We start from the raw sequence: 26,781 nt of genomic DNA on the forward strand, positions 1-26,781 counted from the left end.
TCATTTTCAAGCGTTTGCAAGACCAGTTTCATTACAGATGTAATGGAACCCAACGCGGCGGCATTTCGCGATGTTATCGTGATGGCGAAGCACCAAAGCAGCCCCCTTCATTGACGCCGGAAGAGGGGAAGCCGGAAAGATCGGCTTGAAAAGGGCGCGGAGAACTGGGTTACAAGACCGGGGCAATATCCCGCTCAAAAAGCGCTCAGGGCATTTCAGCCACGCAGAGGATCTTTGGCCGCCAAGCTCATCGCGCCGATTCGGCGAACCAAACCGGCCCGCATGTCCCAACCAAGCGGCGCGGAATAATACGGACAGGGCACGTCTTGTTGAGCCGCCGCAGACGTTTTGCCAGCGCGACCTTCTCGGTCTCTTTTAGAGTGGTTTCGGCTCCGAAGGGCTCACCATGGCCCAGCTCGCCACGTCCTTCATTCAGCCCATTTTCACGACGCTAGCGTCGAGCGACATCCACGTCCCATCCGCCGCTCGCCTTGATCTGTAGATGGCGAAGTTGTCGCTCTTGCGAACGTGACTTGATGGTTTGTGCCGCGGCGTCAGCAAGCGCTGTCAGCGCATTGCGATCTTCTGTCCCGAATTCTCGCGTCACGCGATCAATGATGCAGATTGAGCCGAGAGCAAATCCATTTTCATCACGAACGGGGGCGCCGGCATAGAAACGAAAACAGTGCGGCGCACCGAGGGTTGGGTTGTCTTTGAAGCGCGGATCGCTTGGAAGATCATTCAAGACGGTCAGTTCATTTGCTGCGAGAGTGTAATTACAGAAGGACCATTCGCGAGGCGTCAGTTCCCCGTCATATCCAGCCTTGGCCTTAAACCACTGTTCGGTCGACGTAAGCAACGTAAACATCGCAATCGGCGCGTGAAATATGCGTATCGCCATGTCTATCAGCCTATCGAAAGCCGGTTCTCGAGGCGAATACAGCAAACCTGACGCTTTCACAGCCTTCAGGCGGTCGCCTTCGTTTGCGGGGAGAGGATAGGTCAGGTTCGTGGCCGCGACGGACGGCCGATCTTCCATACGCTCGAGAATCGCCTTGATAGCGAGGGCGACGGGCTCATCGATATCGAATGCAAGGGACCTGTTCTTTTTAGCGCTGGAAACTTCAGGCCCGATTTTGGTCCGCAACACCGTCAATGCCGACGAGAGCAAAGGGTCCTCGCCAAGTTTTTCTGCCAGTCGTATACGTTCGTCACCGCCATCGTTCTCGATGATGATCAGGTTGGGCAGAGACTCGCCGATGACCACCGCTGCCGCTAGCGGATCTTCGAGAACCTTGACCAAATATCCGTGTACGGACAAAGAGCGCCAGGCACTGACATTTTCGGGCATTGAAAGCACAACAGCGACGGCGCTCACAGGCCGATCGGTTTTTCTTGATGCGAGCATGTCAACGATTGCAGCCCGAGGAATGCGTCGATGGCCACCTGGCGTCTTCCACGACGGAATCTCGCCGCTTTCGACCCACAACTGGGCGGTCCGCACCGACACGCCCAGTAATTTCGCCGCTTGCGCAGTGGTGAGGATCTCGTCCAACGTCAAATGCTCCGCTTTTTGCAAGACCTACACCCATCGTTATCCTCTAGCAATTGATAAATTTGATAGTTGTAATGCATTTAAAACATCATCGCGCGCTTTGAATGCCGCTGACGCGAGGCAAATGGCCGCCTTCTTGAAATAACGCTTGGACGTCCGGCCAATTCGTCCTCCAGTCCGTGCGTGGTAAGCGCGCCCTTCAACTGAGGGGATTTTGCATTCCGTTTGACACAAGATCGGCAAATCTACGCATCAGGCAGGCGACCGGTCTACGGTTCAAAACATCGCGCGTGGCTTGCTCGGCAACTTGAAGTTTCAAGCCAGGCCGCCACCCCGCCGGCGCCTTCTTTAACGATCGGTTTGCGACCCGAGCCGAACGCAGGATGCTCGATTCTTCGGGCGAGGGCGCCATCGGCGAAACGCCAGCGTGTGTCGCTGGCGTGTTCTAGACGGCGAGGGAGCAGGCTTAGGCGCGAGTGGCTTGCGGCTGCGGGTTGTTTGCGCCTCGGTGACGTCGGACCCGCGTAAAGCCGCGCCGATAGCGGCTAGCTCCCGATCCGGTTGGTCAACGTGCCTATGCCATCGATCTCGAGTTGGACCTCATCGCCTCGGCGGGGAAAGCGGCTCATCTCGAGGCCACAGCAGCCCGCAAGGGTACCGGTGGAAAGGATGTCTCCAGGATAGACAGTCTCTCCCATCGCAGCGTAGGAGATGATCTCGCCAAGACCGTACTGTGCGTTCTCGGTAGTGCCTTCGCACCAGACTTCGCCGTTGACGCGGACCTTGCCCGTCAATCGGTCGAATCTCGGCAGTATCTCGTCAGCGGTCACGACGACGCCCCCGATCGCGCCGGCAAAGGTTTTCGCCTTGACGACGCCGCCGAACGTGCCCCGCCGCGTATCGTCCCACTGCACGTCACGAGCACTCCAATCGTTAACGATACAGAAGCCGCCTATGGCCGAAAGGGCCTCGCTCGGCTTGCAGTCGCGCACCTGCCTGGCGATGACCACACCGATCTCGAGTTCAAAGTCCACAACCTCCGAAAAGGACGGCCACGGCAGTTCTTCGCCATCTGCCATGAGTGAACGATGGTTGCCCATGTAATATTGTGGGAAGCGATAGTAATTGGGCCTGGGCCGCATGGGTCCCAAGAGTTTTCCGGTGAGCCGCTCATAGCCAGCCGAAACGGATTTCAACAGGGGGGATCCAAAACGTGAGACCATCCCCTTTGCCGCCGCCGTCATGTGACTCTCCCAAAGAGCAAACGATCGGAGCGATCCAGGCTTGAACGGCAAGCCATGGGGGGCATCGCCGCGCTCGCCGAGGCATCTGGCAAGCTCGGCAGGTTCTAACGACAGCAGCGTCAGCAGATCGTCTGAGTGTCGGTGATCTATTTGCCGCCAGATGCCAAGATGTGCATCGAAGCCGACTGCCCGACCGCTGTTCAAACCAATTTTCATTCAAGGTTCCTTTCCTGTGCGGTAACGGACGTGTGTCTTCAGTTGCCGAACCGTCGACCGCTTGGTCACGGCAAGCTGCACGCCGAGGGTCGAATCCGGGAAGCGCCCGTTGCCAGGGACTGATGATGCAGTTCTGACCTTCAGGTGGGTTCGTCACGAAAACAGTGTGACCGGCGTCTGACCGCTCTGCCCATGGATGCCGAGAAATATGTGATATCCTGACCTGCCGATAGCCGAGCAAAAGTGGAACAATGTGCCGCTCACCGAAAAGCGGCACTGCCTTGATGCCGTGCTCAAATACCCGGGGACTGCCTGTTATTCGTTTGGCTCCTCCCCACGGCCTTTGTGCCGGCAGAGTTGAGCAAACGTGGAATTTTCGTCTCGGCCGATCCCGCGGCCAGCCTTGCGGGGGATAAGAATCCGGGCTGGACGCGGGCATGAGGCGAACGAGGGTCAGTTATGCTCGGCGTTCTCGACGTCCCGAAGGAATTCAGCGACATAGTGGTTGAACACGGCGCTATTTTGCAGGAATGGCGCATGCCCGGCTGAATCGATCCGGAAGCATCGATCCCGCCACAGGTTGGCGTATCGAACGTGATCAATATAGTCGAGGTTGACAATCGGATCCTCGGCGCCGTTGACAACCGCGGTCAGCGTCTTGATGGAACTCACCACCTCGCGCTGGTTGCTCTTTTCTGCGATACGCGCTTGGGAGAACAATGTGGTTCGAAAATCGCGGTCAGTTCTTGCCGCCGCTTGCACCAGCTTAGGTGTTGCCGAACTGCCGAACACCCGATCCGCAAACTGGGCTGCCTGCTCTTGCGAAAAGGCCGATGTCGCTGCAAGGCCCTTCAGGATGCTTCCGCGAAAACCCTCCGAGATGTTCTCACCCACAGGCGGCGTACCTGTGACGAAGAGCCCGCGGAAATTCTGTTGGCGAGATGCCATCTCTATCGCAACGTGACCGCCGAGCGACCATCCGAGCAAAACAGGATTTCTGACGTCGAGCGCTTCCAGCACCTCCAGGGCAGCGTCGGCAAGACCCGGCAAGGGGTAGGTTCTTTCTTTCTCGCGCGCATCTTCCGATTGGCCGTGCCCCGGCAGGTCGAAACAGATCAGACGGTAGGCCTCGCCGAGCTCCGAGTGCAGTTGTCGTTCAAACACGGCGCGGCAGGATGAATTTCCGTGAATGAGGACGACGTCCAATCCTTTTCCCATCGTCATCTCGGTTGCGATCGCGCAATGAGACGTGTCTACTTTCCGAGTAATCGTTTCGACCATAAAATGATGCTCTCTCTGGTGTTGCTGCAGCGTCCCCGGAATGCCTTGCCTCCGGCTGGCGGCCCTTCCGCTAACGCGAGAAGGGTCATATTTTCCGCCTCCGTTTCCATATTCCCTCGAACATGGCCGAGCGGCGCCATCCCTCGCCTGTCTTCGCAATGACGCATGCCGATTTAGAGCGAGCCAAAGCTTAGGGATATGTCGGAAACTCCCGACTTCGTTACAGCTGTAGCCAAGACCCAATGCGCTCCAGCGCTTGCCGGCCGGCAGGTCTCGAGACGGCAGCTTCAAGTGCGGAGGGTGCTTCGGCGGTGACCTGCAACGAGGCTATCCAAGCAGTCTTTGCGTGTGCCGATCTGTCATTGCCATCTCGCGGTCCGACGACGATGAAACGGTTTCATCTGCAACCCGCTTGATCTGCCGCTGAAATGGAGCCGCGCAAAACGCGCGCTAGCAATGGCGCGCCCAGCCGACGATGCGCCCTTTGCGGCCTGTCGACGCAGAGGGCGGAAAGCTGTCGCCCTGCACATACGCAAGCACCAGAGGAGAATTTATTGGCAAACCTTGTCGCAGCGCTCGCCTCAACCCATCACCCGTTTTATCTCGCGGCGACAACCGCACCTCCCCAGGAACAAATGCCGCAAGCGCAGATCTGGAAGGAGAAGATCGAGACATATCGCGAGACGCTCACGAAAGCTAAGCCGGATCTTCTGGTGATGGTCGGCTCCGATCATTTCCACCAGCTTTTTCTGGACAACTACCCGCAGTTTCTGATCGGCAAGGCACCCGCATACGACGCTACATTCTATAACGAGGTGCGCGAGTTCGGGCTGCCCAAGTATTTGTTGCAAGGCGACGAGGAGATGTCGCGTTTCATGCATCAGTCGTTTCTCGATCAGGATTTTGATGTTGCCTTGTCCAACGAACTCAAGATCGACCACTCGATCGTCTGCCCGATCATTACGCTTCGGCCAACCAACGATCTGCCTGTCGTACCGATCTACACCAACATATTCGCCCCGCCTTTGCCGTCACCCAAGCGGTTTTATGACCTTGGGCGCGCCATCCGCAGAGCAGTCATGGACTACCCGGCGGACATTCGTGTCGCCGTGATCGGAACAGGGCATCTTTCCCTGGAGCTGGGCGGTCCGCGGCAGTTCATGGAAACCGGCCCGGATCCCGTCTTCGATCGTCAGGCGATCGAATGGTTGCGGCATGGGGATATCGACTCGATCCTCGCGAACGTCACCCATGCCTCGCTTCAGGGACATGGAAACGCGACCCACGGCTTCCTGAATTTCATTCTGATGCTTGGCGTCGCTGGTCGGCAGGTCGCTGATCATGCAGATAGCCTGGATCTCTTTCACACGATGGAAGCCTACTTCACGTGGTCCCTCGAACGGAGTGCACGATGAGCAAATACTACGTCAACAAATTCCTTTTCATGGTTGACCGCGATCCGCAGCTGCTTCGCCGGTATGCTGAGGATCCGGCCTCTCTCGTGGCTGCGTGGGAGCAGGCACTCGGCCCTGCCTTGCTGGGAAACGAAATCGAAGCCTCAAGCGTGCACAGCTTTACTGAACATGAAAGGGATGCGCTGATATGCCACGACTACGTCGCACTTTTCGAAATGGGTGCGCATTTCTTCCTCAACCTGACGATCTTCATCGGTATCTATGATGAGCCGTATCGGGCCAAATCCGGTCCGCTGTCATTCCAGCGCACCTTTGCATCGGACCTGAAGGACTGGGCAGGTCGCGACTACCCGTCAGTTGCGACCTAGCATTGCCGTTGAGGCAACAAGCCGGTTCGCCAAAATTGGCTTGTATCGAGTCGTCGGATCTGCTCCCCACGTTTCCTCCAGTGGGCAACGTGGGTTCAGAGCCGCTGCGGCCGTGAGCCGTTCCTTTTTGGCTACGCCTATCCATCAAGGCTAGACGTGAGAAATCCGGTGCCTGAAATCCGACAGCCAGTTCAAAGCCCCAGCTCCGCCGGCGGGATCGTCCACAATTCGCCCGCGATACACAGATTGGTGGTGCGCAACGCTTCTGGTCGCCGCGGAGGAATGCCGGCTCCAATATCCGAGACCGGCGCTTCGATCTCAGAGCGTTTTCGCCATTTCGTCGCCTAGAATGTCTTGGGGCACCCGGACTGTTTGCGATGGCTGCCCCTTTGGTAGCGGCCAGTTCGACACGATCTTTTCTCGACAGAGCTCGCCGATATCAATCTCCTCATCTGATCCATGACGGCCCTGTTGTGGGCTTTTTTGTCTGATGACAACTGTAGCTGTTTTCAGAAAGGCGACAATGCACCCTGCATCTTCCCAAGTGAATCTCCCAGTCGCATACAAAGGGAGTTCCAATGGGCAAGCTCGAATATGGCGCGCTTGAGAGCAAGCGCATCTGCATTGCTGGCTGGCGCGATCGGTCTAACGCTAGCTGCCCGCCTTTCACTTTCCGGCTTCGATGTTTCCGTCGTTGCCAGAGGTGAGAGCCTCAAGGCTATAAGAGAGAACGGAGTACGCCTGATTGATTTAGGGGGCGATCACAGCGCCAAAGTGACGGTCGGCGTCGCAAAGGATTTTGGCGTTCAACAGATTCTGTTTCTTTGTCCGAAATCGTCCCTCCTGCCGATGATAGCGGCCGAGACCGTGATCGTTCCGGTCATCAATGGAATACCCTGGTGGTTGTTTGAAGGGATCGGCAGCGGCTGGTGGACGGGCCATCGAATCGGTCGATCCTGGCGGCAAGATCAAATCAATATTGCCTCCTGCACAAATTATCGGAACGACTGCAATGATCACCGCGGAGCGGCTTCGCCCAGGCCTGGCACGCACCCGAAATCCCCTTCACATGACTTTGGGTGAGCTGGATGATCGACATACGAGGCGGCTTGCCGACGTTGAGGAAATCTTGAATAGGTCGGGCATAGCGACGCGGACAGCGTCTCGAATAAGAGACGCCGTTTGGACAAAAGTGGCCAGAAACATGATCTCAAACCCGGTCACCGCCATTACCGGCGCCACCCTTGGCCAAAATCTCGGAAATCGCTATCTGGCCGAGGTGAGCTATCAGATGCTGATGGAAATTATCCCGGTCATCGAGGCCTACGGGTCGAAATTGGAACTCGATCCGTTAACGATCATTACTTCCGGTCGCAACTTGGGCGACGTCAGAACCTCAATGTTGCAGGACTTTGAAAAGGGGCATCGATTGGAGCTTGCGGTCATCTGTGACGCGGTCCTTGAGCTTGCCCGACTTCATAACATTCAAATGCCCGTGACGGCGGCAATCACGGCTTTGGCTCATTTCCTGGAAAGCGGTGAGGTTCCCACGGCGCCATGAAGCGGGTGTGATCGTCCGTCGCAGGGTTGCCAATCGTTATCGGCGGCGTTTCCTTCTCAGGGCACGCGCGACAATTGGGTGACGACGGCGTTGTCCCGCCTTGTCTTCGCTACGGACGTCTTGAAAAGTGCAAAGAGCCCAGAGTTTGTCGTGTTACCTCGCGGAGGCACTTGCGATATACCGGCAAAATGTCCAGTAAGAATTGCACTTGGAGACCGGCTATTTGACACCCCCCCCAACGGTGGCGACTTACTCGCCGCCCCGACGGCGATGAAGATACTCTCATTCCGCCCTGCACTTGCAACCGTATTTGGCCATTGACGGTTCGCGGCAAGCCTCATGAACAGGCTACCATCGTCTCGTGTGCAAGGACGCGGCTGCCGCATCAAAGGTCGTCCGGTGGAAGGTCGACGGTTTCTCGATGGACTGGTCAGATTTGGAGCCGAGGGGACACTATTGGAACTGACGGCCTAGGCAATCGATTCGCGCATCTGGCTAGTTCGCTCGACTGCGTTGCACCAAAGTCTCGATCTCAGACCCTTGTCAGATGCTGTGGGGTCTAGGCAAGCCGGCATCGATAAAATCGGGTGTTATGCGATCGTAAAACAAGCTTGCGATTAGCCGAAGCAAAGGGCTTCAATTGGTCCTCTGGCCCGTCTCGCGCTTTCGCACGAAAAATGACAGCATCTCTTTGAGCACCAGATTGCGATAGACATCCTGCTCGATCAGCAGCTCATGCCTTGCGCCTTCGATCATTCGCAAAGAGCACGAGCCCAATCGCGCGGAATTCATCGCATCGCAAAACTGTCGCTGCCCGTAGGCTTTGACCACTCTGTCATCGGCCGCCTGAAAAAGCAAAACGTCGACGCTAATCCGACCCGCATCCCGGATGCTGCGGTTTGCTGCCATGCAGCCCTCGTAGGCCCATTGGAAGCTCGGCCCGCCGAGCTGGGCTTGCGGATGGCGATCGGCCTCCCCGCGCTTGAGGATCTCGTAACGTACGCGGCTGCTCGTCAAGTCGCGATCCGCATTGAACTCTCTGGAAACATAGGGTCCCCGGCCCCAAACGTAGGATTTTCCGGGGCCGAGCTTGAGCAGCCAGCATGCTTTGTTGGGAATTGGGCTCAGATCGGGTTGATGCATGGGCGAAGACAATGCCGCGGCAGAAAAATCGGCGTTGAATTTCTCAAGATACAATGACGCGATCGCTCCACCCATGGAGTGCGCGAGGAGGAAGAGCCGCTCGTTGGCAGGCTTAGCCTCTTTTTCAACGAACGTTTTCAGGTCGTCGACGAAATAGTCGAAATTTTCGACATAGCCAAGATCGTGCACGCGCTTGACGGCTTGCGGATCGAGTTGCTGTGCCTTGTTCGGCGTGATCGATCTCTCCGACAAGCCCTGACCGCGGTGATCGAGAATATAGATTTGATACCCTTCCTGCCACAAGTCGTATACATTCTCGCGGTACTTGAAAAAGCTCTCACCGTAACCGCTGGAAATCACAATCCCTTCTTTCCCACCGGGACGGGGGAAAGCCATAGCGGCTACACGCACCCCATGAATGCCGGCGAAATCCCGGCGCTGGCCGTGCTTGTTCCAAAATTCAACGATTTTGCTCTCGTAGATATTTGCCAGTTCGGTTTCCCGTTCCCGTGCTTGCGCGCTGACATTTGCCGATACGCCAAACAAGGCGATTGCGACGCCGATCACCGTCAGGAAACGCGTGCCGGGGAATAATTTAATCAAGAGACTCTGTGGCCAGAAGGTCCGCATGTTTCGCTCCAAGATCCTTGGGCCACGAAAGCGCGAAACCCCTCGACCATGATGTCGATCGCCATGATTATCGTTTCAAGTGCAACAGAGCCACCCGATGCGCGGGCGCCGAAACGCCGGATCGCGTCGACATGAATCTTGCTTGGACATGCATCGGCCCGACCTTCGGTCTCTTGTGAGACTTGCGCTCCGCAGTGTTACGCCAGGCCCGCGTTTGCCGGGTGGCCCGGGCGTCATGTTTGCCTCAGGCAAGCTTCCGCATCCTTCATGCCGCGTGCAAGCGGGACGCAGATCGAGCCGGGCGATCTCTATTTGGAAGAATCTTCCAAACAAGATGCCAACATCGATAGAATCGAATCACCTGATCGAGAGAACCGTGAAAACGTAGATTCGCTCACCGATTATTTTGGAAGCACCTTTCAATACAAACGCATTACTCTGATCCGGTCGTTGCCATTGTTTTCCGGAGCCCTCAATGTCCCTTCTTGAAAAGTTCGAACGCTACCCACTCACATTCGGCCCGACACCGATCGAGCATCTGCCCCGCTTGACTGAAGCCTTAGGTGGCGGTGTACAAATCTATGCAAAGCGCGACGACTGCAATTCCGGGCTGGCCATGGGTGGCAACAAGCTGCGAAAGCTGGAATATATCGTCCCCGACGCGATCGCCTCAGGCGCCGACACGCTGGTCTCGATCGGCGGCGTGCAATCGAACCATACGCGCATGGTCGCTGCGACCGCTGCCAAGATCGGCATGAAGTGCGTGGTCATTCAGGAAAAGTGGGTCCCCCATTATGACGCCGTCTATGATCGCGTCGGTAACATCCTGATGACGCGCCTCATGGGAGCCGATTCACGCCTCGTCGACGATGGCTTCGATATCGGTATCCGCAAGAGCTGGAAGGATGCGATCCAGTCCGTTAAGGACGCAGGCGGCAAGCCCTACGCGATCCCTGCCGGAGCATCGGTCCATAAATATGGTGCACTCGGCTATATTGGCTTTGCCGAGGAAGTGGCGGAGCAGGAAAAAGAGCTGGGCTTCAAGTTCGACTACATCGTCGTCTGCGTCGTCACGGGGTCAACCCAGGCAGGCATGATCGTCGGCTTCGCCGCACAGGAGCGCGCCGACCGCGTGATCGGCATCGACGCGTCCGGCACGCTCGAACAGACGAGGGCGCAGGTGCGGTCCATCGTCGACAACACGTCTGAGCTGGTCGGGCTTGGCCGCAATGTTCGCGAAGACGAGATCGTCATCATCCCGGACTACGCCTATCCTGCCTATGGCGTCCCGTCGGAAGAGACCAACGAAGCCATTCGCCTTGCCGCCCGCACCGAGGCGATGATCACCGACCCGGTCTACGAGGGCAAGTCGATGCAGGGGATGATCGACCTCACACGCAAGGGCTTCTTCCCGCAAGGTTCAAGGGTGCTCTATGCTCATCTCGGAGGCGCGCCCGCGCTCAACGGCTACAGCTACTATTACAGAGAGGGTTGAGAGCCCGTTCGAGAGCCTGCTTCCCTGCAACTGTGGACGCACTGATGATCGATTTCCAACGCCCGCACCTGAAGACCATTGAACAGCGGCTGTTATGGCTGTCGCACTGGATGATCCATAATGCCAACCATGTCCGATCGAAGGTGGATGGCATCAAGACCGGCGGCCACCAGGCAAGCTCGGCCTCGATGGTGTCGATCATAACGGCATTGTATTTCTCGGCGCTGAAGCCCGAGGATAGGGTAGCCATCAAGCCGCACGCCTCGCCCGTCTTCCATGCGATGCACTATCTCATGGGCAACCAGACGCGAGACAAAATGGAGAACTTCCGTGGATTCGGCGGCGCCCAGAGCTATCCGAGCCGGACAAAGGACATCGATGACGTCGATTTCTCAACGGGCTCGGTCGGGCTGGGCGTCGGCATCACCGCCCTGGCTTCCATCGTCCAGGATTTCATCAAGGCAAAGGAATGGGGTGGCGACCTGACGCCTGGCCGCTTGGTCGCATTGATGGGCGACGCCGAGCTGGACGAGGGCAACATTTACGAGGCCCTGCAGGAAGGCTGGAAGAATGGCCTGCGCAACTGCTGGTGGATCATCGACTACAACCGTCAATCCCTCGACGGGATCGTTCGTGAGGGACTGTTCGAGCGCATCGAAAAGATCTTTGACACGTTCGGCTGGGAGGTCGTTCGCGTGAAATACGGCGCCCTGCAGCGTGCAGCCTTCGAAGAACCGGGCGGCACCCAGTTGCGCGACTGGATCGACCGCTGCCCCAACCAAGACTACGCCGCGCTCACCTTCATGGGCGGCGCGGTCTGGCGCAAGCGCCTGCTGGACGAGATCGGCGAACACGGGGACATAGCCTCGCTCATCGGTAGCCGCAGCGACGCCGAGCTTGCAGAACTGATGGAGAATCTCGGCGGCAATTGCGTGGCGACGATGGCGGATGCCTTCGCTGCGATCGACCAAGATCGCCCGACTTGCTTCCTCGCCTATACCATCAAGGGCTGGGCCACGCCGATCGCCGGGCACAAAGACAATCATGGCGGCCTGATGACCAGCAAGCAGTTCGCCGATTGGCAGACGGCCTTGGGCATCCCTGTCGGTCAGGAATGGGAGCCGTTCGCAGGAATAGCAGATGTCGCCGGGTTGAAGGCGTTTCTTGCCGACGTCGCCTTCTTCTCGAAGGGTGCCCGACGCTACGATGACGCGCGTCTCGACGTGCCGGCAATTTCGATCGACCCCGCTCGCGAGATCTCGACGCAGGCAGCTTTCGGAAAGATAATGGATGATCTCGCCAAGGGCACAAGCGAGTTGGCCGACCGCATCTTGACAACATCTCCGGACGTCACCGGCACAACGAGCCTCGGGCCGTGGGTGAACCGGCGCAAGCTTTTTGCCCGTGCGGCGATGGCGGATGCGTTCATCGAGCACCGCATCCCGTCGACCGCGAAATGGGAGTTCACACCGAAGGGTCAGCATGTCGAACTAGGCATAGCGGAGATGAACCTCTTCCTGCTGCTCGGTGCTGCGGGCCTTAGCCATTCTCTGTTTGGCAAGCGTCTGATCCCGATCGGCACGGTCTACGATCCCTTCGTCTGCCGCGGCCTCGATGCGCTTAACTATGCGTGTTACCAGGATGCACGCTTCATCATCGTCGGCACGCCCTCCGGGGTGACACTGGCGCCAGAAGGTGGTGCCCACCAATCTATCGGAACCCCGCTGATCGGCATGAGTCAGGACGGTCTGGCGGCGTTCGAGCCCGGCTTTGCTGACGAACTCGCCGTGATCATGGAGTGGGCTTTCGATTACCTCCAGCGCGATGGTGAAGGCCACAGGGACGAACGCACCTGGCTGCGCGACGAGACCGGTGGGTCGATCTACCTGCGGCTGACGACCAAACCGCTGGAACAACCGCTGAAACGCGTCGACGACGACTTCCGGCAGGGCGCCATCGACGGCGCCTACTGGTTGCGCAAACCCGGCCCCAATTGTTCGGCCGTCATTGCCTATCAAGGTGCGGTCGCCGACGAGGCGATTGCCGCGGCCGGCATGATCGGCGAGGCAAGGCGCGACGTCGGCGTCCTTGCCGTAACCTCGGCCGACCGCCTCAACGCTGGATGGACGGCGGCGCAGCGGGAGCGGGCGCGTGGCAACCCGAAGGCCAGAAGCCATGTCGAAACGCTTCTCGATCCTCTGCCCCGCGACTGCGTGATCGTCACCGTCATCGACGGGCATCCCGCAACCCTGTCATGGCTGGGCGGCGTTTCCGGGCATCGGACCATTTCGCACGGTGTCGAGCACTTCGGACAGACGGGAACGATCGGCGATCTCTACCGGCACTTCCGCATTGACCGACAGTCGCTGGTTCGCTCCGTCAACGAGTTGACCGCTGGCAAGCGACTTTCAGACGCTCTCATGCTCGTGTTCCCCTAGGCGGTGTCGCAACCAGCCAGATATTGGCGTCTTCGCTGAGACAAATACGAAACAGCATCGCAGACTGATGGCGCAAGAAGACTGGAGCGCAGTCGTTGTCAGAAGCAGCAATTGGAAAGTCGCGCTTCGACCAACGTCATGGTTCCAGATGAAACCGGAAAACCTGCTTTGGAAACGGGGCGGCAACATCAGGCCCCCAAGACGCCTTCAGCACACGGCCTGCATCACGTCATGCGGAGACGAAACTAACCTATTCATGGAAAGAGGAAGTCTTTTTGACCAATGCCAATCTGAGAGAATTCAAACAGAAGGAAGTCGTCTGGCGGCGTCAATCGCATCAACGCCCGGGGCATTTCCACGTTGCAAACAGCTCTTTGTCGGACCGCCACAGTTCAATCACTGCCTCGGTGATACAGACCAGAGTGGCATTTGCGGCAGTAGTTGCAGGCACAATCAGCAGGGTCGTCAACCGAGCGAGCGCCCGCAGTGGAGATACCGTCTCGGCTGCCGGACAACAGCGCTGAGGCGGCCCTCCACACGATAGTCTTTTAAATGAGGCTCGTTGAAGACGGGTGCGCACCCAGACCTGGGGCTGTCACTACAACCCGTCACTACTGTTGCGCAGGAGTGGCTTCACGGGTCCCTTCCTTTCAAGGTTAGCCGCGCTGATCCTGCGGCTGCCTTCGGACAACCCGCGATGATGGCAATGGACCGTTAGGTTAGAGGGGTATTGCCGCGATCGCAGAGTAGTTACCACAACTCGCTCTCCCTGCTCGTTGCGCTCGATCGCAGCTAACCGCCTTGGCAGCCGGTTGCCGGTGCAAGGGTATGCGAAGAGATCCGCCATACCGATAATAAATGATAAAATTGATACTTGTGATATATTCGAAACCGGACTATGTGTTACAAACGCGCTTCGGAGCATAGGAATCTGAGAATGAACACTCTTGTAGAATTTTTGTTCACGGCCGCGAATAGCGCCGGCAGAGCGGCTCTGGTCGATGACGGGATTGCGCCTGAAATGAAGCGGTTTTTCTGTCGTCCGCGGGAAACCGATCGCCTACCCGGGATGAAAATTACAGATGACATGGCCGGATGGCGTGGAGTGGGTCTGTGAAGCACGTATTGGTGATCGACGACGACTCGAGCATGCGAAGTCTTTTGATCGACTATCTTTCGCATCATGCGTTTCGGGTTACCGGGATCAGCGGTAGTCAAGATCTTCCCCGAATCCTCAGTACTGATCCGGTCGATCTGGTTATCGTCGATCTTAATCTTGGTCAGGAAGATGGCTTGGACATCGTGCGGAAGCTGGCCAGTTCATCGGATTCGCCGATCATCATCATTAGCGGAGACCGTCTCGACGAGGCCGATAAGGTCGTCGGCTTGGAACTCGGGGCTGCAGATTACATCACCAAGCCGTTCGGAACCCGCGAGTTGCTGGCCCGCGTTCGCTCCTCGTTGCGTGAGCGTCCCGTTCTCGATAGCAAGAAGGACCGGAAAATCTACAGCTTTGGCGAATGGGTCCTCAACGTCAAGCTTCGCAGGCTGACCTGCGGCGAAGATCAGGAGGTGAAGCTCACCGCAGGAGAATTCAACCTCCTGACTGCGTTCTTACGTGCCCCTCGCCAGGTTCTGTCGCGCGAGCAGCTTCTGTCGGCGAGCAGGGTACATGATGAAGAGGTTTTCGATCGAAGCATCGACGTTCTAATACTCCGTCTGAGGCGCAAGCTCGAGGGGGATCCGTCAAAGCCGACTTTGATCAAGACGGAGCGGGGTGCCGGTTATGTCTTCGACGCAGATGTCGAGGTAACTTACAAGGGTGGTCGCAAGATATGAGCTTGCAGGGACGCCGCACGCTGTTCAAGAAGGGCAGCCCCCGGATGGTGTTGCTGACACTTCTTGCCGTCAGCGGTGGCGTTCTCACGGCCGCCGGCAGCGTCTTAGTGGCGGGAACGCAGCAGGAGGCGCTGCTGCCACTTCCTGACGCCCCTCGACTCGATCCCGGCCGCGTGGAGCTCGGGCGACGCCTCTTTCACGACAAGCTCTTGTCCAAGCGGCGGGAGGTCTCCTGCAGTTCTTGTCACGACCTTGCGACAGGCGGCACGATTCATGCGGCAAGAACTGTGGGCTACGAGGGGAAGATGCATGCGTTCAACGCGCCGACGATATTCAACGTCGGAAACAACTACCGCCTGGGATGGCGCGGAAAGTTTACATCCCTTGTAAGCCAAAATGACGCAATCATTCACGACTCGAACCTTTTGGCAATGGACTGGCCCACCTTGGTGTCGAGATTGAACAGCGACCGGTCATATGCTGACGCGTTTTCTCTGAGATATGGTCGCTTGGCGGAGCGCGAAAACGTCTTGGATGCGCTTGTCAGCTATCAGAGGTCTCTTGCAACTCCTGACGCACCCTTTGACCGTTTCCTGAAAGGAGACAAGAAGGCGATCACTCCGTTACAAAAGCACGGACTGAAACTCTTCACCGAATACGGCTGTGTCTCTTGCCATCAAGGCTCCAATATTGGCGGCAACATGTTCCAGATTTTCGGAGTATTCGGCGACCCAGGTGCCGAGAACTTTCCGACGCCTGAGGATCTCGACGCACGCCTAGACCGGGCTGATCGGGATGTCGACGTTTTCCGGGTGCCCAGTTTGCGCAATGTGGCGTTGACGGCACCCTATTTCCACGACGGTCGCACGGCAACACTTCGGGAGGCGATTGCTATCATGGGCAGAAGCCAGCTCGGGCGCCGACTGACGGTAGGCGACGTCGATGCGCTCGAGGCGTTCCTCAACAGTTTGACCGGGGTTTATAGTGGGAAAGAGCTCACGCAGCCTGACGTTGAAGAGTCTCATTGAGACCCTGCCGATCGCTCTACTGACGCTATCGGCGATTATCCTTGCCGTTGTTGCAGCCGGCCGTGATCCCGGACGGGACGTTCACGAGGCGGTGATGATGAACCTGCGGGCCGTCGACGTCAATCACGCTTCGCTTCAGCGCGACGTCCTCCGGGCGAGAGCGGGACTATTATCGTCATACGATCCGCTCGTGTCCGCCGTCGTCAACATGAGGCACACGACAACGGAGTTGAAGAGACTGTTCGAAAGGCCGCAGTTCACCGACAATTCCAGGCTCCATCAACTCCTACGGCAACTCAGGGACGTTATCGACCTCGACGAGAAGCTCGTCGAGGAGTTTAAGACCCGCAATGCACTGTTGCAGAATTCGATCGGGGTATTTGGTCAGACACTTTCCGAACTCCACGATTCCCGAAATGAAGCCGTCAAGATGGCTCTCACCAGATTGGGCGATCTCGGTAATCTGATGATGCGATTTTCGACGCGGCCGGACGACCAACTGCAGGAGGTTATTCTCAGGCGTCTAGAGCAACTGCCAGAATTTGACACTGCAGCGCCGGTCCTACAGGGACTGGGAACGGTCATCATTCACGCACGAATGATCTTGGCTGTCTTACCAAAGGTTGATAGCAAGATTGCGGCCATTCAGGCCTCTGAGACGCCCCTGCGAGCAGAGGAGCTTCAATCGGAGTACTTGGACATTGCTGCCGACGCCACGTCGCGTGCGTCTTTCAGCAGGATAATGCTCGGTATCACGGCGATCATTCTTTGTGTCTATATCTGTGTTCTGGTGTATCGCTTGCGTGCCCAGACCAAACGCCTCAAGAGACGTCTCCACTACGAACAAGTCATTGCCGAACTCAAGGCTGAAATGGTCGAGAGCGACTGTGGCAGCTTCGCCGGCCTCATGAACAGTGCATTGAGCATTATCTCAGACTTATTCGCGGCGCAAAGATGTGCTTTCGCGATTTGCGATTTAGAGCGGGGAGAAATCAAAGACAACTACTGCCTCAGCGACGACGAAAAGCAGAGGGCGCTGCTGCTGGAGCTTGCACAGGACCTTCTTAACCAGGAGGGAACGCCTGCACTTCGCGACCTGGAAGGCTTCGGGACCCGAATTTCAGCGAAGTCTCGCTGTTTCATCCGCTCACGCGGCCCCGCGACCGCGTGTCTCATTGTCGGGGCAGGTTTGTCCGAGCGCGATGTGGCTGCGCTTGTTTTGAGCTTCGATGATTTGCAGCCGAAGATGCCTGGGGACGAGGTTCGCTTGCTCCAAGCAACACTTCAGACGCTTATCGAGTTCGTTGAGGCAAACCGCAGTCGCCAGGAGAAAGAAGGACTGGAGCACCGCCTCGAGCACGCGCAGCGGCTAGAGGCGATTGGCACGCTGGCTGGTGGCATCGCACACGAGTTCAACAACGTTCTGGGCGCAATCCAAGGATATGGGGAGATGGCGGTTCAGCTCCTTCGCCGGCCGTCCACGACACGTCATTACGTGCAGGAAATTCTAAAGAGCGGGGCGAGGGCCAAGCATATCGTAGACCAGATACTGACGTTCAGCCGAAAGCGCGAAAGGACGACGAAACCATTTGACGTGGCCGACGCGGTTGCCGACATCCTGCCGCTCCTTGGGGTCACTCTCGGCAGCCATGTGATTATCGAATCCAACCTCGATCAACGTCCTGCGGTCATAGAAGGCAATCCTGTGGATGTGCACCAGCTTGCAATGAATCTTTGCAAGAACGCGAGCCAAGCGTCGTCGAGGGGTCAGAGGGTCATCATCAGTGTCGAGGTCGTTAAAACCACGAGGAAGCGGCTCCTGTCGCATGGCGAGCTCGGGCCTGGGCGACACGTCTGTCTTGTTGTCAGCGACGAGGGACCCGGAATTCCGGATCACGTCTTGCCGCATATATTTGAACCATTTTTCACGACGAATTCGAAGACGGGCGGCTCGGGCCTCGGCCTTTCGGCTGTGCATGGTATCGTTTCCGCCTTGGGGGGCAGTATCGACGTGAAAAGCGAAATCGGAGCGGGTTCGGCTTTCCGGCTCTTTCTGCCGGCGAGCGATCTCGAGCCGCTGCCCGTTAAGGGTTTCTTCGACGAAAATGCGGTTCCAATCGGTAGCGGTGAACGGGTCATCATTGTCGTGCAAGACAGGATGCTCCTCGAATTGTACGAGGAGAAGGTTGCTGCGCTCGGATATGAGCCAATAGGATGTGCGGGTATCGATTGCCTCATTGATCAACTGCAAGCAGGCCTGTGTGCCGACGTTGTGGTTGTCGACAGACAGCTTCTCATGCGTCACGATGACCTATCGCGTTTATTGGACAATGTCGGGACTGAGAAGCTGCTGCTGTTAAGCGACCGCGCACTGGATCTGGATTCTACGCGTCCCATTTTGGCGGCCCGGATGTTGCGGACGCCCTTCAGCTCGGCGACATTGGCAACCGCCATATTCGACGTTCTGAGCCATACCTCAGTTGTTCATGTTCGGGAAAGTCCAGGCGGCTCTGCTCACTAAAACGTGTCGCCGAGATTGCTGCCGGCGGAAGATCCTTTTTCCGGCATTTTGCTGGACGTCCAATTTCGTCGCCAGGAAAGCGCCTTCAGAGAACACGCTGGTGCCCTGAGGCATCTGGGGCCGGGTCGGTGCTAGAAAGAGCATACCGGACCCGGCCCCGGCCACAGGAGGGGAAGCCATTACGGCCCTGAGGCGCGTCCTTATGGCCGCAGCGGTGTTTCAGGGCTGTTACTGCGCCCGACTTCTTCGTGACACGAGAAACATTTCCTACCGTTGGCTCATATCGCAGCTCCTGTGCGAATTGCTCTTTTCGAAATCGAAAAGACAGGTTGACAGAAAACGTGATGTATGAACAATATTATTTATTGCGATAATTATTATCGCGATATCCGAGGAGATGAATGTTTGAAAAATCAAAGAATTCCATCGCCGCGACAGCGCGATTGCCGTCGCATCACCGGTCAATCCCGCTTTCGCTAGCGACGAGGCGGAGATCACAAGCCGGCCGACAAAGCCACCCATGACGCTGTTCAAACCGTCAATAGAACCTGGGTGAATAGGGACTGGCGACCGCGGGGTCGGCGCCCGGGGCCTTCAACTTGCACGCGCCACGAAGTTCAGATCCTTGGACTTCAAACGAAATCAAGAACACCCAGACTGTAACAGCCAACGAACACGCCCGTGGAAATACAACGGACGAACTTTGCCGTGTTGCCAAGGGCGACAGACATCGAACCAAAAGGTGATGCATGACACATTTCAACGACGATCAGATCAGGCAAAGCGTGCTTGAAAACCAGAAGACGTTGCGGCAGCAACTGCGCAAAAATTTCGATTTCGTCGTATGCGGTGCCGGCTCGAGCGGCTCTGTCGTGGCTGGTCGATTGGCAGAGGACAAGGATATACAGGTTCTTCTCCTCGAAGCCGGCGGAGACGACGCGGAGCCGTCCATTTTAGAACCGGGGCAGTGGCCGCTAAATTTGGGCTCTTCGCGGGACTGGGCGTTCATGGGCGAGCCTTCTCCCCATATCAATGGTCGCCGACTTCCCCTCAACATGGGCAAGGTCCTTGGTGGTGGATCCGCCATCAACGTGATGGTCTGGGCCCGTGGGCACAAGAGTGACTGGGATTATTTTGCCCAGGAGTCCGGCGACGCCGCCTGGGGCTACGAATCCATTCTCGGATATTACCGGAGGATCGAGGACTGGCAGGGCAAGGCCGACCCCGCTCGCCGCGGTACGGGCGGACCGGTTTTCGTCGCACAGCCGGAGGCGCCCCAGCCGCTGGCGCATGCGACGTTGGAAGCTGCCCGTATAATGGGAATTCCGACCTTCGAAAGCGCCAATGGCGAGATGATGGAGGCGGGCGAGGGCGCGTCAATCGCAGAACTGCGCATTCAAGGTAACAATAGGCAATCGGTTTTTCGATCCTATACCTACCCCCGTATGCATCAGCCCAATTTGACGGTGTTGACGGCTGCGCATGTCACGCGCGTCGTCCTTGATGGATCGAAAGCGGTGGCCGTTGAGGCGATCGTGGATGACAAGCTGGTACGCTTCGAGGCCGGTCGGGAAATCGTTCTCTCCCTAGGGGCGGTTCACACGCCGAAGGTGCTGATGCAGTCGGGGATCGGGCCTGAGGCCGAACTGCGTCGACATGGCATTCCGATCGTCCAAAACCTGCCTGGCGTCGGCGAAAACCATCAGGATCACATCGCATTTGGCTGCACGTGGGAATACGCAAAACCGCAGCAGGTCGGCGGCGGTGGATGTGAGGCAGTGCTTTACGCCAGGAGTGATTCGCGCTTGACCGCACCTGATCTCATTCAATGCCAGCTTGAATTTGCCGTACCGCCGCCGCCGGAAGTCGGGCTCGAAGCTCCCGAACATGGTTGGACGATGTTCGCCGGTCTCGCTCAGCCCAAAAGTCGTGGGCGGGTGCAGCTGTCGGGACCCGGACACAGCGACCCCGCCGTGATCGCTCCCAACTCGCTCAGCGATCCTGGCGACCTCGAGACGGCTTTTCGTACCGTCGAACTCTGCCGAGAGCTGGGCAATAGCACCCGTTTTAACGCATTGGTAAAGCGAGAGGTGATCCCGCTTGCGCGCGACCGCGCCACCATGGAGAGCTTCATCCGCAATTCCGCTGTGACCTACTGGCATCAGTCCTGCACCGCAAAGATGGGTCTGGATTCCATGTCTGTGGTTGACGCTCGGCTGCGGGTCTACGGAATAGACAACCTGCGTATAGCCGATTCATCGATCATGCCGAGGATTCCTGTCGGCAACACGATGGCTCCGTGCGTTGTGATTGGCGAGCGTGCCGCCGAACTACTGAGGGCTGCGCATGGGACAGATGCCTAACCAAGGCGGGGACATGCCAGATTCTCGCTCATCTGAGAGTTCGGCGTGTGAGCGGTCCTAACCAGGTCGTAGGCCCGATCATGGCCGTCGCGGCATGATCGGGCGACTTCACCCGCCGCCCTTGTCGCGTCGACAGACGGACGTCACGGCACGAGACCAAGGTGGACGGAAAACTCGTACCCCGTAGCGACCATTGCATCGCGATTAAGAAAGGTCGTTTCGATGAAGATAATCATCGCCGGCGCCGGCATTGCGGGCCTAGCCGCAGCGAAGGCACTTGAGATCAGAGGCCACCAATGTGAAGTCTACGAACAGTCCCTCGGACCGAGGCTTGGTGGGGCAGGTATATTTCTGCTGGGAAATGCCACCCGGGCACTCGATCAGCTAGGGCTGCTGGACCCGCTTGAGGCCAATGGTCGCCGTATCAAAGAACAGCACATCCTCTCCTCAGGCGGCGAGCTGATCCACGCTCTATCAGCGGAGGACTTCTGGTCCAGTTGCGGCCCCTGTCTCGCCATGCCACGTTCTCGTCTGATCCAGGCCCTGCTCTCATCGCTGAAAAGCACCGTCGTGAGTTACGGAAAGGCAATCGTGGCTGTTCACCGGACATCCGCTGGTATGAGTGTGTTATTGGCCGACGGCACTTCAAGGGAATGCGGGTTCGTTGTTGCGGCAGATGGTGTGAATTCATGGCTCCGTAGAGCCACCACTGACTGCAGGCCTCGAGCCTTGGGCATATCGTGCTGGAGAACGGTGACCGACAACACGGCGAACATATCATCCTGGACGGCTATGCTCGGGCGCGACCAGACCCTCCTCGCAATTCCAATTAGCGCCACCGAGGTATATCTTTATGCCGACTGCCGTACGTCGGAGGTCGAGGGCGGCACTGCGCAAGACCTCAAAAACATGTTCGGAGACTTTGGTTCTCCGCTGGGCCAGCTTATCAGCCAACTGGACTCCTGCGCCGAGATGCATTTCAGTGAGCTTCAGGAGGTCCCTGACTTTAGCAACTGCGAGGACGGTCTGGTCTTCATAGGCGATGCCGCCCATGCCTGTTCACCTAGCATGGCGCAAGGCGCTGGCATGGCACTTGAAGACGCCCTGGTCCTGGCCGAGGTTGTTTCGGACGGCTCATCCACGGACCTTATGATGCGGCGATTCCGTCAACATAGGCAACACCGTGTCGCCTGGGTGCGCAAGCAAGCGCGCGCTCGCGACATGTTACGCAGCCTTTCGCCCATTCTTAGAAATTTCACACTGAAACACCTCGGCGATCGGCTCTACGAGCGCTCCTATGGGGCATTGAAGCCTCCCCTGTTGACCGTGGGACCTGAGGAGCGCGGCTGACGGTGGCTCGCTAGGAAGCGAGTGATCAGTCTCCCGCGAAACGGCGGGAGACTGATGCGACCAAACGTTCACGGCATATTCCATCAGCCGACGGAGATCGGTCCAGTACATCGTCTGGGATCCTGCCAGCCGCGCGTGCGCCATCATCGATCCGGTTCTCGACTTCGACAGAGGCTCGGCGACATTCAGCGCCGTTAGCGCAGACGAACTGCTTCAGTTCGTCTGGAGGCATGAACTGAAAGTGGAATTGATTATCGATACTCACCCTCATGCCGATCATATGTCGGCGGCGGCCTATCTTTCAGACCGCACCGCCTCGCCGACGGCAATCGGAGAACGGGTGAGTATCGTTCAGCACATGTGGCGGGAGCGCTACGATCTGCCGGAACTGGCCGTCGATGGACGGCAATGGGACCGGTTGCTTCGCCATGGCGACACGATCACCATCGGCGGTGTCGACCTTGCGGTCGCATATGCACCAGGTCATACGCTCGCATCGATCATCCTTCACAATGAAGACGTGGCGTTCGTAAACGATACCGTTTTCTTGCCTGACGTGGGGACAGCTCGAGCCGACTTTCCGGGAGGATGCGCCGAGGAACTCTGGCAGACGATCTGCGCCATCGTGGCCGCTTGTGCCGCTTCCCGCCCAGGCCTTTCCAGGTGCAGACCTTCGCGAAGTCGATTCCTCCAGCCGCGACGTGTTTCGTCCTTAAGAAGGCTAACGGCAATCGAAACGCTGATGAAACGGAGCCCAGCGACAATCGCTCTTATGAAAGAGAACACCTTTATGCGTGGGAACGCTCGAGGCCCGGCCAGCGAAACGGCGCCAACCCGAGGTCGATCGGCCGGTCGGCGTCATAGGAACGAAAGCCGCATCGAACCTGGCTGCGACGAGCGTGCGGCAACAATTCAAAACGGTGAACCAGAACGAATGATCGCAAAAATCTCGGAAGCGCATTCAAGGGCAGGCGCTACTCCGCCTGATGACGATCAGGAACCGCGTTTCGACGCGGAACCAGGGAATCACGACGACGAGGAGGCGTTGTGGCGAAAAGGAATCGTCGCGGCATGTCTGTTCTGCATCGTGGCGGTGATTTACTTCGCGCTCTTTTCCGTCATGCAAGTAGCCCAGATGCCCATTCACCAGCACCCTTAGCGGCGCTGTCGCAGCCTTTCTGGAACAACGATACAAAACTGGGACCCGAAAGTCCCCATTTCGTACCTGGACCATAACAGAAGAACGACAACCCGGTTCTCTGTCGCTCACTACAAATGCAATGGCTTTTCGGACTCCGACAATAATCCGATGACGCGGATGGTCGATAGTGAGGCTCGCGGGCGCGCACTGCGCGGGTCGGCGGTTGTTTGAATCAACATCGGGAAAACGATGCGAATTATCCAGCCAACATTCTTGCTGCAATTGGTGCGACTTGTTGCAGCGCTACGCCGGCGGCGAGACGTCCGGAGGGCAATCGTCGAGCTCAAGGGATCAGAGGACTTCATGCTTGTTGATATAGGGATTTCGCGATGCGATATTGAACGGGTCGTGAGCAACGGCCGCTGCAGCGATGTCAGCCGTTTGGAATGACACTGTGAATCTGTCAGCCATGCGCCCGGCCTGGTTGGTGCCGAGAGACGGCCATTGGCAACGACCTCCGTTGTGCCATCACGCGGGTTGCGAGACTTTGTACGATTTTGTATTTTCTTTCCGGCATGCCGCCATGACAGGAAAACCTGGAAGGTCCCCGAAAGCCAATTCTGGCTCCGGGGATTTCTACGGGATGGATCAGGCGTCACCCTTCACATGGGCAAGCTTACCTGATGTGACAGAAACACGACGGACGATCGTTCATTGGTCACTCGGACGCCGAGCGATGGTGGGCCGAATACCGGACTTGTTTGAACTCCTTCACAAGGCTTTCTCTGATCGCGTCGGCCAACGCTCTCGAACTCAATGGCTCTCGGAGTAACGTGAAGCGCGAAGCAATCGGGGCACTCAAAATTTCTTCATCTCCGCCGTGTGAGATCAAGATGACAGGCACGCCACGCGCCATATTTTCGATATCGCGCGCCGAATGGTTCGGTGGAATTGACCGCACGTCTATCATAATCACGTCTGGGACCTGCGTGGATAACCATTCCTCCATCAGGCCGAGGTCCGAGAACCCCACTGGCTCATAGCCGAGTGCGGCAATCTTCTCTTCATTCTTCGCAAGATCACGGCAATGAGGCTCGACAACAGCAATCAGCTGGCCATCCCCCAGCATGACGTGTGAAAGAACGAGAAATTGATTGGTGGGAGTTGGCAAGAGTGCCGAATGGGGGAAATAGACTTCAAACGACGTACCCTCTCCAACATTGCTCGTAACATCAATCCGCCCGTCCATCGCGGTGACCAAGCCGTGAACCGCCGCCAAGCCGAGCCCGGTCCCGCCAATGGCGGCCTTTGTGGTGAAAAATGGTTCAAAAATACGCGGCAACGTGCCTGGGGAAATGCCCTTTCCATTGTCTGCGATGCGGATACGAACATATTTTCCGGGCTGGAGAAGCCCTAAAAAAAGTGATTTTACATTGTCGACGAGGATGACATCGACAATGATATCTACCCGGATCTGGCCTCTTGACGCCTCGCATGCATTTTTACAAAGATTTATGACGATTTGCTGGAGTTCGACGGGATGACCAAGCATTTTGCAGTCCTCGTCGGACACCAGCGGCGCGTTCACTTCCAGATTGGGTAGAGAGGCCGATATAAGCGGGAGGGCGTCGCGAACTGCTTCCACCAGGTTGATTGGTCTTCTTTCCTGCTCGCGACTGCGGCTTAAGGTCAAGATCTGGCTCACAATGAACTCCGCTCGTCTCGCGGTTATCATCATTTCGCGGAGGTAGTGCTCTACATTGTGGCCTTCGCCGGCGCGTTGGAGCGCCATCTCACCGTAGCCAAGCAGCGCGCCAAGGATATTGTTGAATTCATGCGCGATGCCGCCGGCCAAAGTCCCGACAGCTTGGACGCGCTCGGCATGATTGAGGCGTCTTTCGAGATCTTCACGGTTCTTTCGCTTGCAATGGTCGACGGCTGTCTGAATAAGGCCTGACAGCGCTGCGCACAGCAGAAGGATCTCATCGTCACGGAACGCATGTCGGGGCTTGTGATAGGCCATCTGCAGGATACCGACACGCCCCAGCGGTGTTGTAACCGCTGCTGCAACCAGCGTCGTCATCCGGCCCTTGATGGCCCTGGCTTGCGTCCTCCCGAGATCGACAAAATGGGATGCGGTTTGCTCTTCGTCTGGTCGCTTAGTTCCTATACGCATTAAAAAATCAGCTTTGACTTCGGGCTCAGTGGGAGGAGGGGACCGGGCACTAAGAAATTCTTCGACGGTGACGCCGGTGCGCGGCTCGACTATTTCGAGCCTGAGATCATCCGCCCCGAAATATTGCGCGAATTCCGTCAGAGCTCTCTTTGCCACGACACCAAACTCGCCTCGAGTGAGATTATCGTCAAACGCATGTCCAAACCCATTCAGCAGCGACTGACATTCCAGCAATCGATTGATGGACCGAGCCTGCCTTCTATCCCAGAACGTCAGCACTGACGCATAGGCGCAGAGAAAAACTGCCACACTGGCGCATGCAAAAGGCGAAAAGGATGAGACGCTTGGAAGGATACCGCAGTATTTGCAGTCCTCCACAGGCACATGCCTTGATGCCAGCAATGCGAAAAGCAACGCACCGAAAAGACTTATGAGAATTTTCAATGAATTATCGACTGACGGTTTTGCTGTCATCGCATTGGGCCAGATTCTCGGCATGGTCGTGTTTGCTCATACGGTGGATTGGAAATCGAAGGTGCGCACTCGGATACTTTGAGAAGCCAGTCTCGCCGACCCCCGACCTTGCCCTTTGCGGCGTGTTTTTGGACCCGACGATAACCAGTTCGACGTCCACGCGAACCCCGCTCTCGAACAGCAACCATGCCCGGTTGGCTTGACCAGCTGGAGGCGGAGCCTCAACACTGCGACTCGCTCAATCGAAAGATTTAATTACTACGTCAATGCGGCAGGGTTCGAGCTGAACGCATCGAGCGTCACGCATGGACATTAAAAACGGAGTTTCACCCGTGGCAAAGGCCGAAACTGCAACGGTCTCACCATCGAAGGCTTCGATGACGGGCGCACCCCGAACGGCCTCAACGCAAGACCGAACCAACGGTACCCGATACGTCGACGCGGAAACAGTGGCGACCTCACTCGCGCCCATAAACGGTGGGTTCTACTGTCAGGCAAACTTGTCATAAACGAACTGTGTCGCCTGCACATCGACCACTTGAT

General features: G+C 57.3%; 18 protein-coding genes. 13 read left to right on the forward strand and 5 right to left on the reverse strand.

The window, feature by feature from the left end; translation table 11 throughout:
- Positions 1-451 precede the first annotated feature (451 nt).
- The 3 genes from ACR9ZQ_RS00260 to ACR9ZQ_RS00270 form a co-directional block, all read right to left on the reverse strand.
- On the reverse strand, positions 452-1,555 hold the full coding sequence (locus ACR9ZQ_RS00260; RefSeq protein ID WP_481426489.1) for a helix-turn-helix domain-containing protein: 1,104 nt from the start codon (positions 1,553-1,555) through the stop codon (positions 452-454).
- A 545-nt stretch (positions 1,556-2,100) separates the two neighbouring features.
- Positions 2,101-3,015: a fumarylacetoacetate hydrolase family protein gene (locus tag ACR9ZQ_RS00265; protein WP_481426490.1), complete on the reverse strand. Its 915-nt coding sequence runs from the start codon at positions 3,013-3,015 to the stop codon at positions 2,101-2,103.
- Between the two features lie 453 nt (positions 3,016-3,468).
- Complete coding sequence (locus ACR9ZQ_RS00270; protein ID WP_481426491.1) at positions 3,469-4,296, reverse strand: alpha/beta fold hydrolase; 828 nt, start codon at positions 4,294-4,296, stop codon at positions 3,469-3,471.
- A 554-nt stretch (positions 4,297-4,850) separates the two neighbouring features.
- On the opposite strand from ACR9ZQ_RS00270, the gene ACR9ZQ_RS00275 reads away from it, so the two are divergent.
- From ACR9ZQ_RS00275 to ACR9ZQ_RS00290, 4 genes are all read left to right on the forward strand, one after another.
- Entirely contained in the window at positions 4,851-5,711 is an 861-nt protein-coding gene (locus ACR9ZQ_RS00275) for a DODA-type extradiol aromatic ring-opening family dioxygenase (RefSeq protein ID WP_481426492.1), read from the forward strand.
- Positions 5,708-6,079, forward strand: coding sequence for a hypothetical protein (locus tag ACR9ZQ_RS00280; protein WP_481426493.1), 372 nt, complete (start codon positions 5,708-5,710; stop codon positions 6,077-6,079). Before ACR9ZQ_RS00275 ends, ACR9ZQ_RS00280 begins: the two co-directional genes overlap by 4 nt.
- A gap of 594 nt (positions 6,080-6,673) precedes the next feature.
- On the forward strand, positions 6,674-7,162 hold the full coding sequence (locus tag ACR9ZQ_RS00285) for a ketopantoate reductase family protein (protein ID WP_481426494.1): 489 nt from the start codon (positions 6,674-6,676) through the stop codon (positions 7,160-7,162).
- Positions 7,163-7,283: 121 nt separating this feature from the next.
- Positions 7,284-7,640 carry a ketopantoate reductase family protein gene (locus ACR9ZQ_RS00290; RefSeq protein ID WP_481426495.1) on the forward strand — a complete coding sequence of 119 codons (357 nt, stop codon included), beginning with the start codon at positions 7,284-7,286 and terminating at the stop codon, positions 7,638-7,640.
- A 636-nt stretch (positions 7,641-8,276) separates the two neighbouring features.
- On the opposite strand, the gene ACR9ZQ_RS00295 is transcribed toward ACR9ZQ_RS00290, so the two are convergent.
- Positions 8,277-9,413: an alpha/beta fold hydrolase gene (locus ACR9ZQ_RS00295; protein ID WP_481426496.1), complete on the reverse strand. Its 1,137-nt coding sequence runs from the start codon at positions 9,411-9,413 to the stop codon at positions 8,277-8,279.
- A gap of 475 nt (positions 9,414-9,888) precedes the next feature.
- Here ACR9ZQ_RS00295 and ACR9ZQ_RS00300 point away from each other — a divergent pair, with 475 nt between their 5' ends.
- The 9 genes from ACR9ZQ_RS00300 (at position 9,889) to ACR9ZQ_RS00340 (ending at position 23,606) form a co-directional block, all read left to right on the forward strand.
- Positions 9,889-10,908 carry a 1-aminocyclopropane-1-carboxylate deaminase gene (locus ACR9ZQ_RS00300; protein WP_481426497.1) on the forward strand — a complete coding sequence of 340 codons (1,020 nt, stop codon included), beginning with the start codon at positions 9,889-9,891 and terminating at the stop codon, positions 10,906-10,908.
- A gap of 44 nt (positions 10,909-10,952) precedes the next feature.
- On the forward strand, positions 10,953-13,346 hold the full coding sequence (locus ACR9ZQ_RS00305; protein ID WP_481426498.1) for a 1-deoxy-D-xylulose-5-phosphate synthase N-terminal domain-containing protein: 2,394 nt from the start codon (positions 10,953-10,955) through the stop codon (positions 13,344-13,346).
- Positions 13,347-14,283: 937 nt separating this feature from the next.
- The gene (locus ACR9ZQ_RS00310) at positions 14,284-14,463 is read left to right on the forward strand and encodes a hypothetical protein (protein ID WP_481426499.1); all 180 of its coding nucleotides are present in this window, start codon (positions 14,284-14,286) and stop codon (positions 14,461-14,463) included.
- The gene (locus tag ACR9ZQ_RS00315; protein WP_481426500.1) at positions 14,460-15,185 is read left to right on the forward strand and encodes a winged helix-turn-helix domain-containing protein; all 726 of its coding nucleotides are present in this window, start codon (positions 14,460-14,462) and stop codon (positions 15,183-15,185) included. The genes ACR9ZQ_RS00310 and ACR9ZQ_RS00315 overlap by 4 nt, the downstream gene beginning before the upstream one ends.
- Entirely contained in the window at positions 15,182-16,213 is a 1,032-nt protein-coding gene (locus ACR9ZQ_RS00320; RefSeq protein WP_481426501.1) for a cytochrome-c peroxidase, read from the forward strand. Before ACR9ZQ_RS00315 ends, ACR9ZQ_RS00320 begins: the two co-directional genes overlap by 4 nt.
- Positions 16,197-18,734, forward strand: a complete 2,538-nt coding sequence (locus ACR9ZQ_RS00325; RefSeq protein ID WP_481426502.1) for a two-component system VirA-like sensor kinase — start codon at positions 16,197-16,199, stop codon at positions 18,732-18,734. The genes ACR9ZQ_RS00320 and ACR9ZQ_RS00325 overlap by 17 nt, the downstream gene beginning before the upstream one ends.
- A gap of 749 nt (positions 18,735-19,483) precedes the next feature.
- Positions 19,484-21,097, forward strand: coding sequence for a GMC family oxidoreductase (locus ACR9ZQ_RS00330; protein WP_481426503.1), 1,614 nt, complete (start codon positions 19,484-19,486; stop codon positions 21,095-21,097).
- A gap of 222 nt (positions 21,098-21,319) precedes the next feature.
- Positions 21,320-22,447 carry an FAD-dependent monooxygenase gene (locus ACR9ZQ_RS00335; RefSeq protein ID WP_481426504.1) on the forward strand — a complete coding sequence of 376 codons (1,128 nt, stop codon included), beginning with the start codon at positions 21,320-21,322 and terminating at the stop codon, positions 22,445-22,447.
- Between the two features lie 109 nt (positions 22,448-22,556).
- Complete coding sequence (locus ACR9ZQ_RS00340) at positions 22,557-23,606, forward strand: MBL fold metallo-hydrolase (RefSeq protein ID WP_481427254.1); 1,050 nt, start codon at positions 22,557-22,559, stop codon at positions 23,604-23,606.
- Between the two features lie 700 nt (positions 23,607-24,306).
- On the opposite strand, the gene ACR9ZQ_RS00345 is transcribed toward ACR9ZQ_RS00340, so the two are convergent.
- Positions 24,307-26,262, reverse strand: a complete 1,956-nt coding sequence (locus tag ACR9ZQ_RS00345) for an ATP-binding protein (RefSeq protein WP_481426505.1) — start codon at positions 26,260-26,262, stop codon at positions 24,307-24,309.
- Between the last annotated feature and the right edge of the window lie 519 nt (positions 26,263-26,781).

Source organism: Rhizobium sp. KNZ14-9A, assembly GCF_056755015.1.

Coding starts and splice junctions, on each gene's coding strand:
- ACR9ZQ_RS00335 (WP_481426504.1), top strand. CDS start 21,320: ATGAAGATAATCATCGCCGGCGCCGGCATTGCGGGCCTAGCCGCAGCG.
- ACR9ZQ_RS00310 (WP_481426499.1), top strand. CDS start 14,284: ATGAACACTCTTGTAGAATTTTTGTTCACGGCCGCGAATAGCGCCGGC.
- ACR9ZQ_RS00320 (WP_481426501.1), top strand. CDS start 15,182: ATGAGCTTGCAGGGACGCCGCACGCTGTTCAAGAAGGGCAGCCCCCGG.
- ACR9ZQ_RS00295 (WP_481426496.1), bottom strand. CDS start 9,413: ATGCGGACCTTCTGGCCACAGAGTCTCTTGATTAAATTATTCCCCGGC.
- ACR9ZQ_RS00345 (WP_481426505.1), bottom strand. CDS start 26,262: ATGCCGAGAATCTGGCCCAATGCGATGACAGCAAAACCGTCAGTCGAT.
- ACR9ZQ_RS00290 (WP_481426495.1), top strand. CDS start 7,284: ATGATCTCAAACCCGGTCACCGCCATTACCGGCGCCACCCTTGGCCAA.
- ACR9ZQ_RS00280 (WP_481426493.1), top strand. CDS start 5,708: ATGAGCAAATACTACGTCAACAAATTCCTTTTCATGGTTGACCGCGAT.
- ACR9ZQ_RS00305 (WP_481426498.1), top strand. CDS start 10,953: ATGATCGATTTCCAACGCCCGCACCTGAAGACCATTGAACAGCGGCTG.
- ACR9ZQ_RS00285 (WP_481426494.1), top strand. CDS start 6,674: ATGGCGCGCTTGAGAGCAAGCGCATCTGCATTGCTGGCTGGCGCGATC.
- ACR9ZQ_RS00265 (WP_481426490.1), bottom strand. CDS start 3,015: ATGAAAATTGGTTTGAACAGCGGTCGGGCAGTCGGCTTCGATGCACAT.
- ACR9ZQ_RS00300 (WP_481426497.1), top strand. CDS start 9,889: ATGTCCCTTCTTGAAAAGTTCGAACGCTACCCACTCACATTCGGCCCG.
- ACR9ZQ_RS00330 (WP_481426503.1), top strand. CDS start 19,484: ATGACACATTTCAACGACGATCAGATCAGGCAAAGCGTGCTTGAAAAC.
- ACR9ZQ_RS00270 (WP_481426491.1), bottom strand. CDS start 4,296: ATGGTCGAAACGATTACTCGGAAAGTAGACACGTCTCATTGCGCGATC.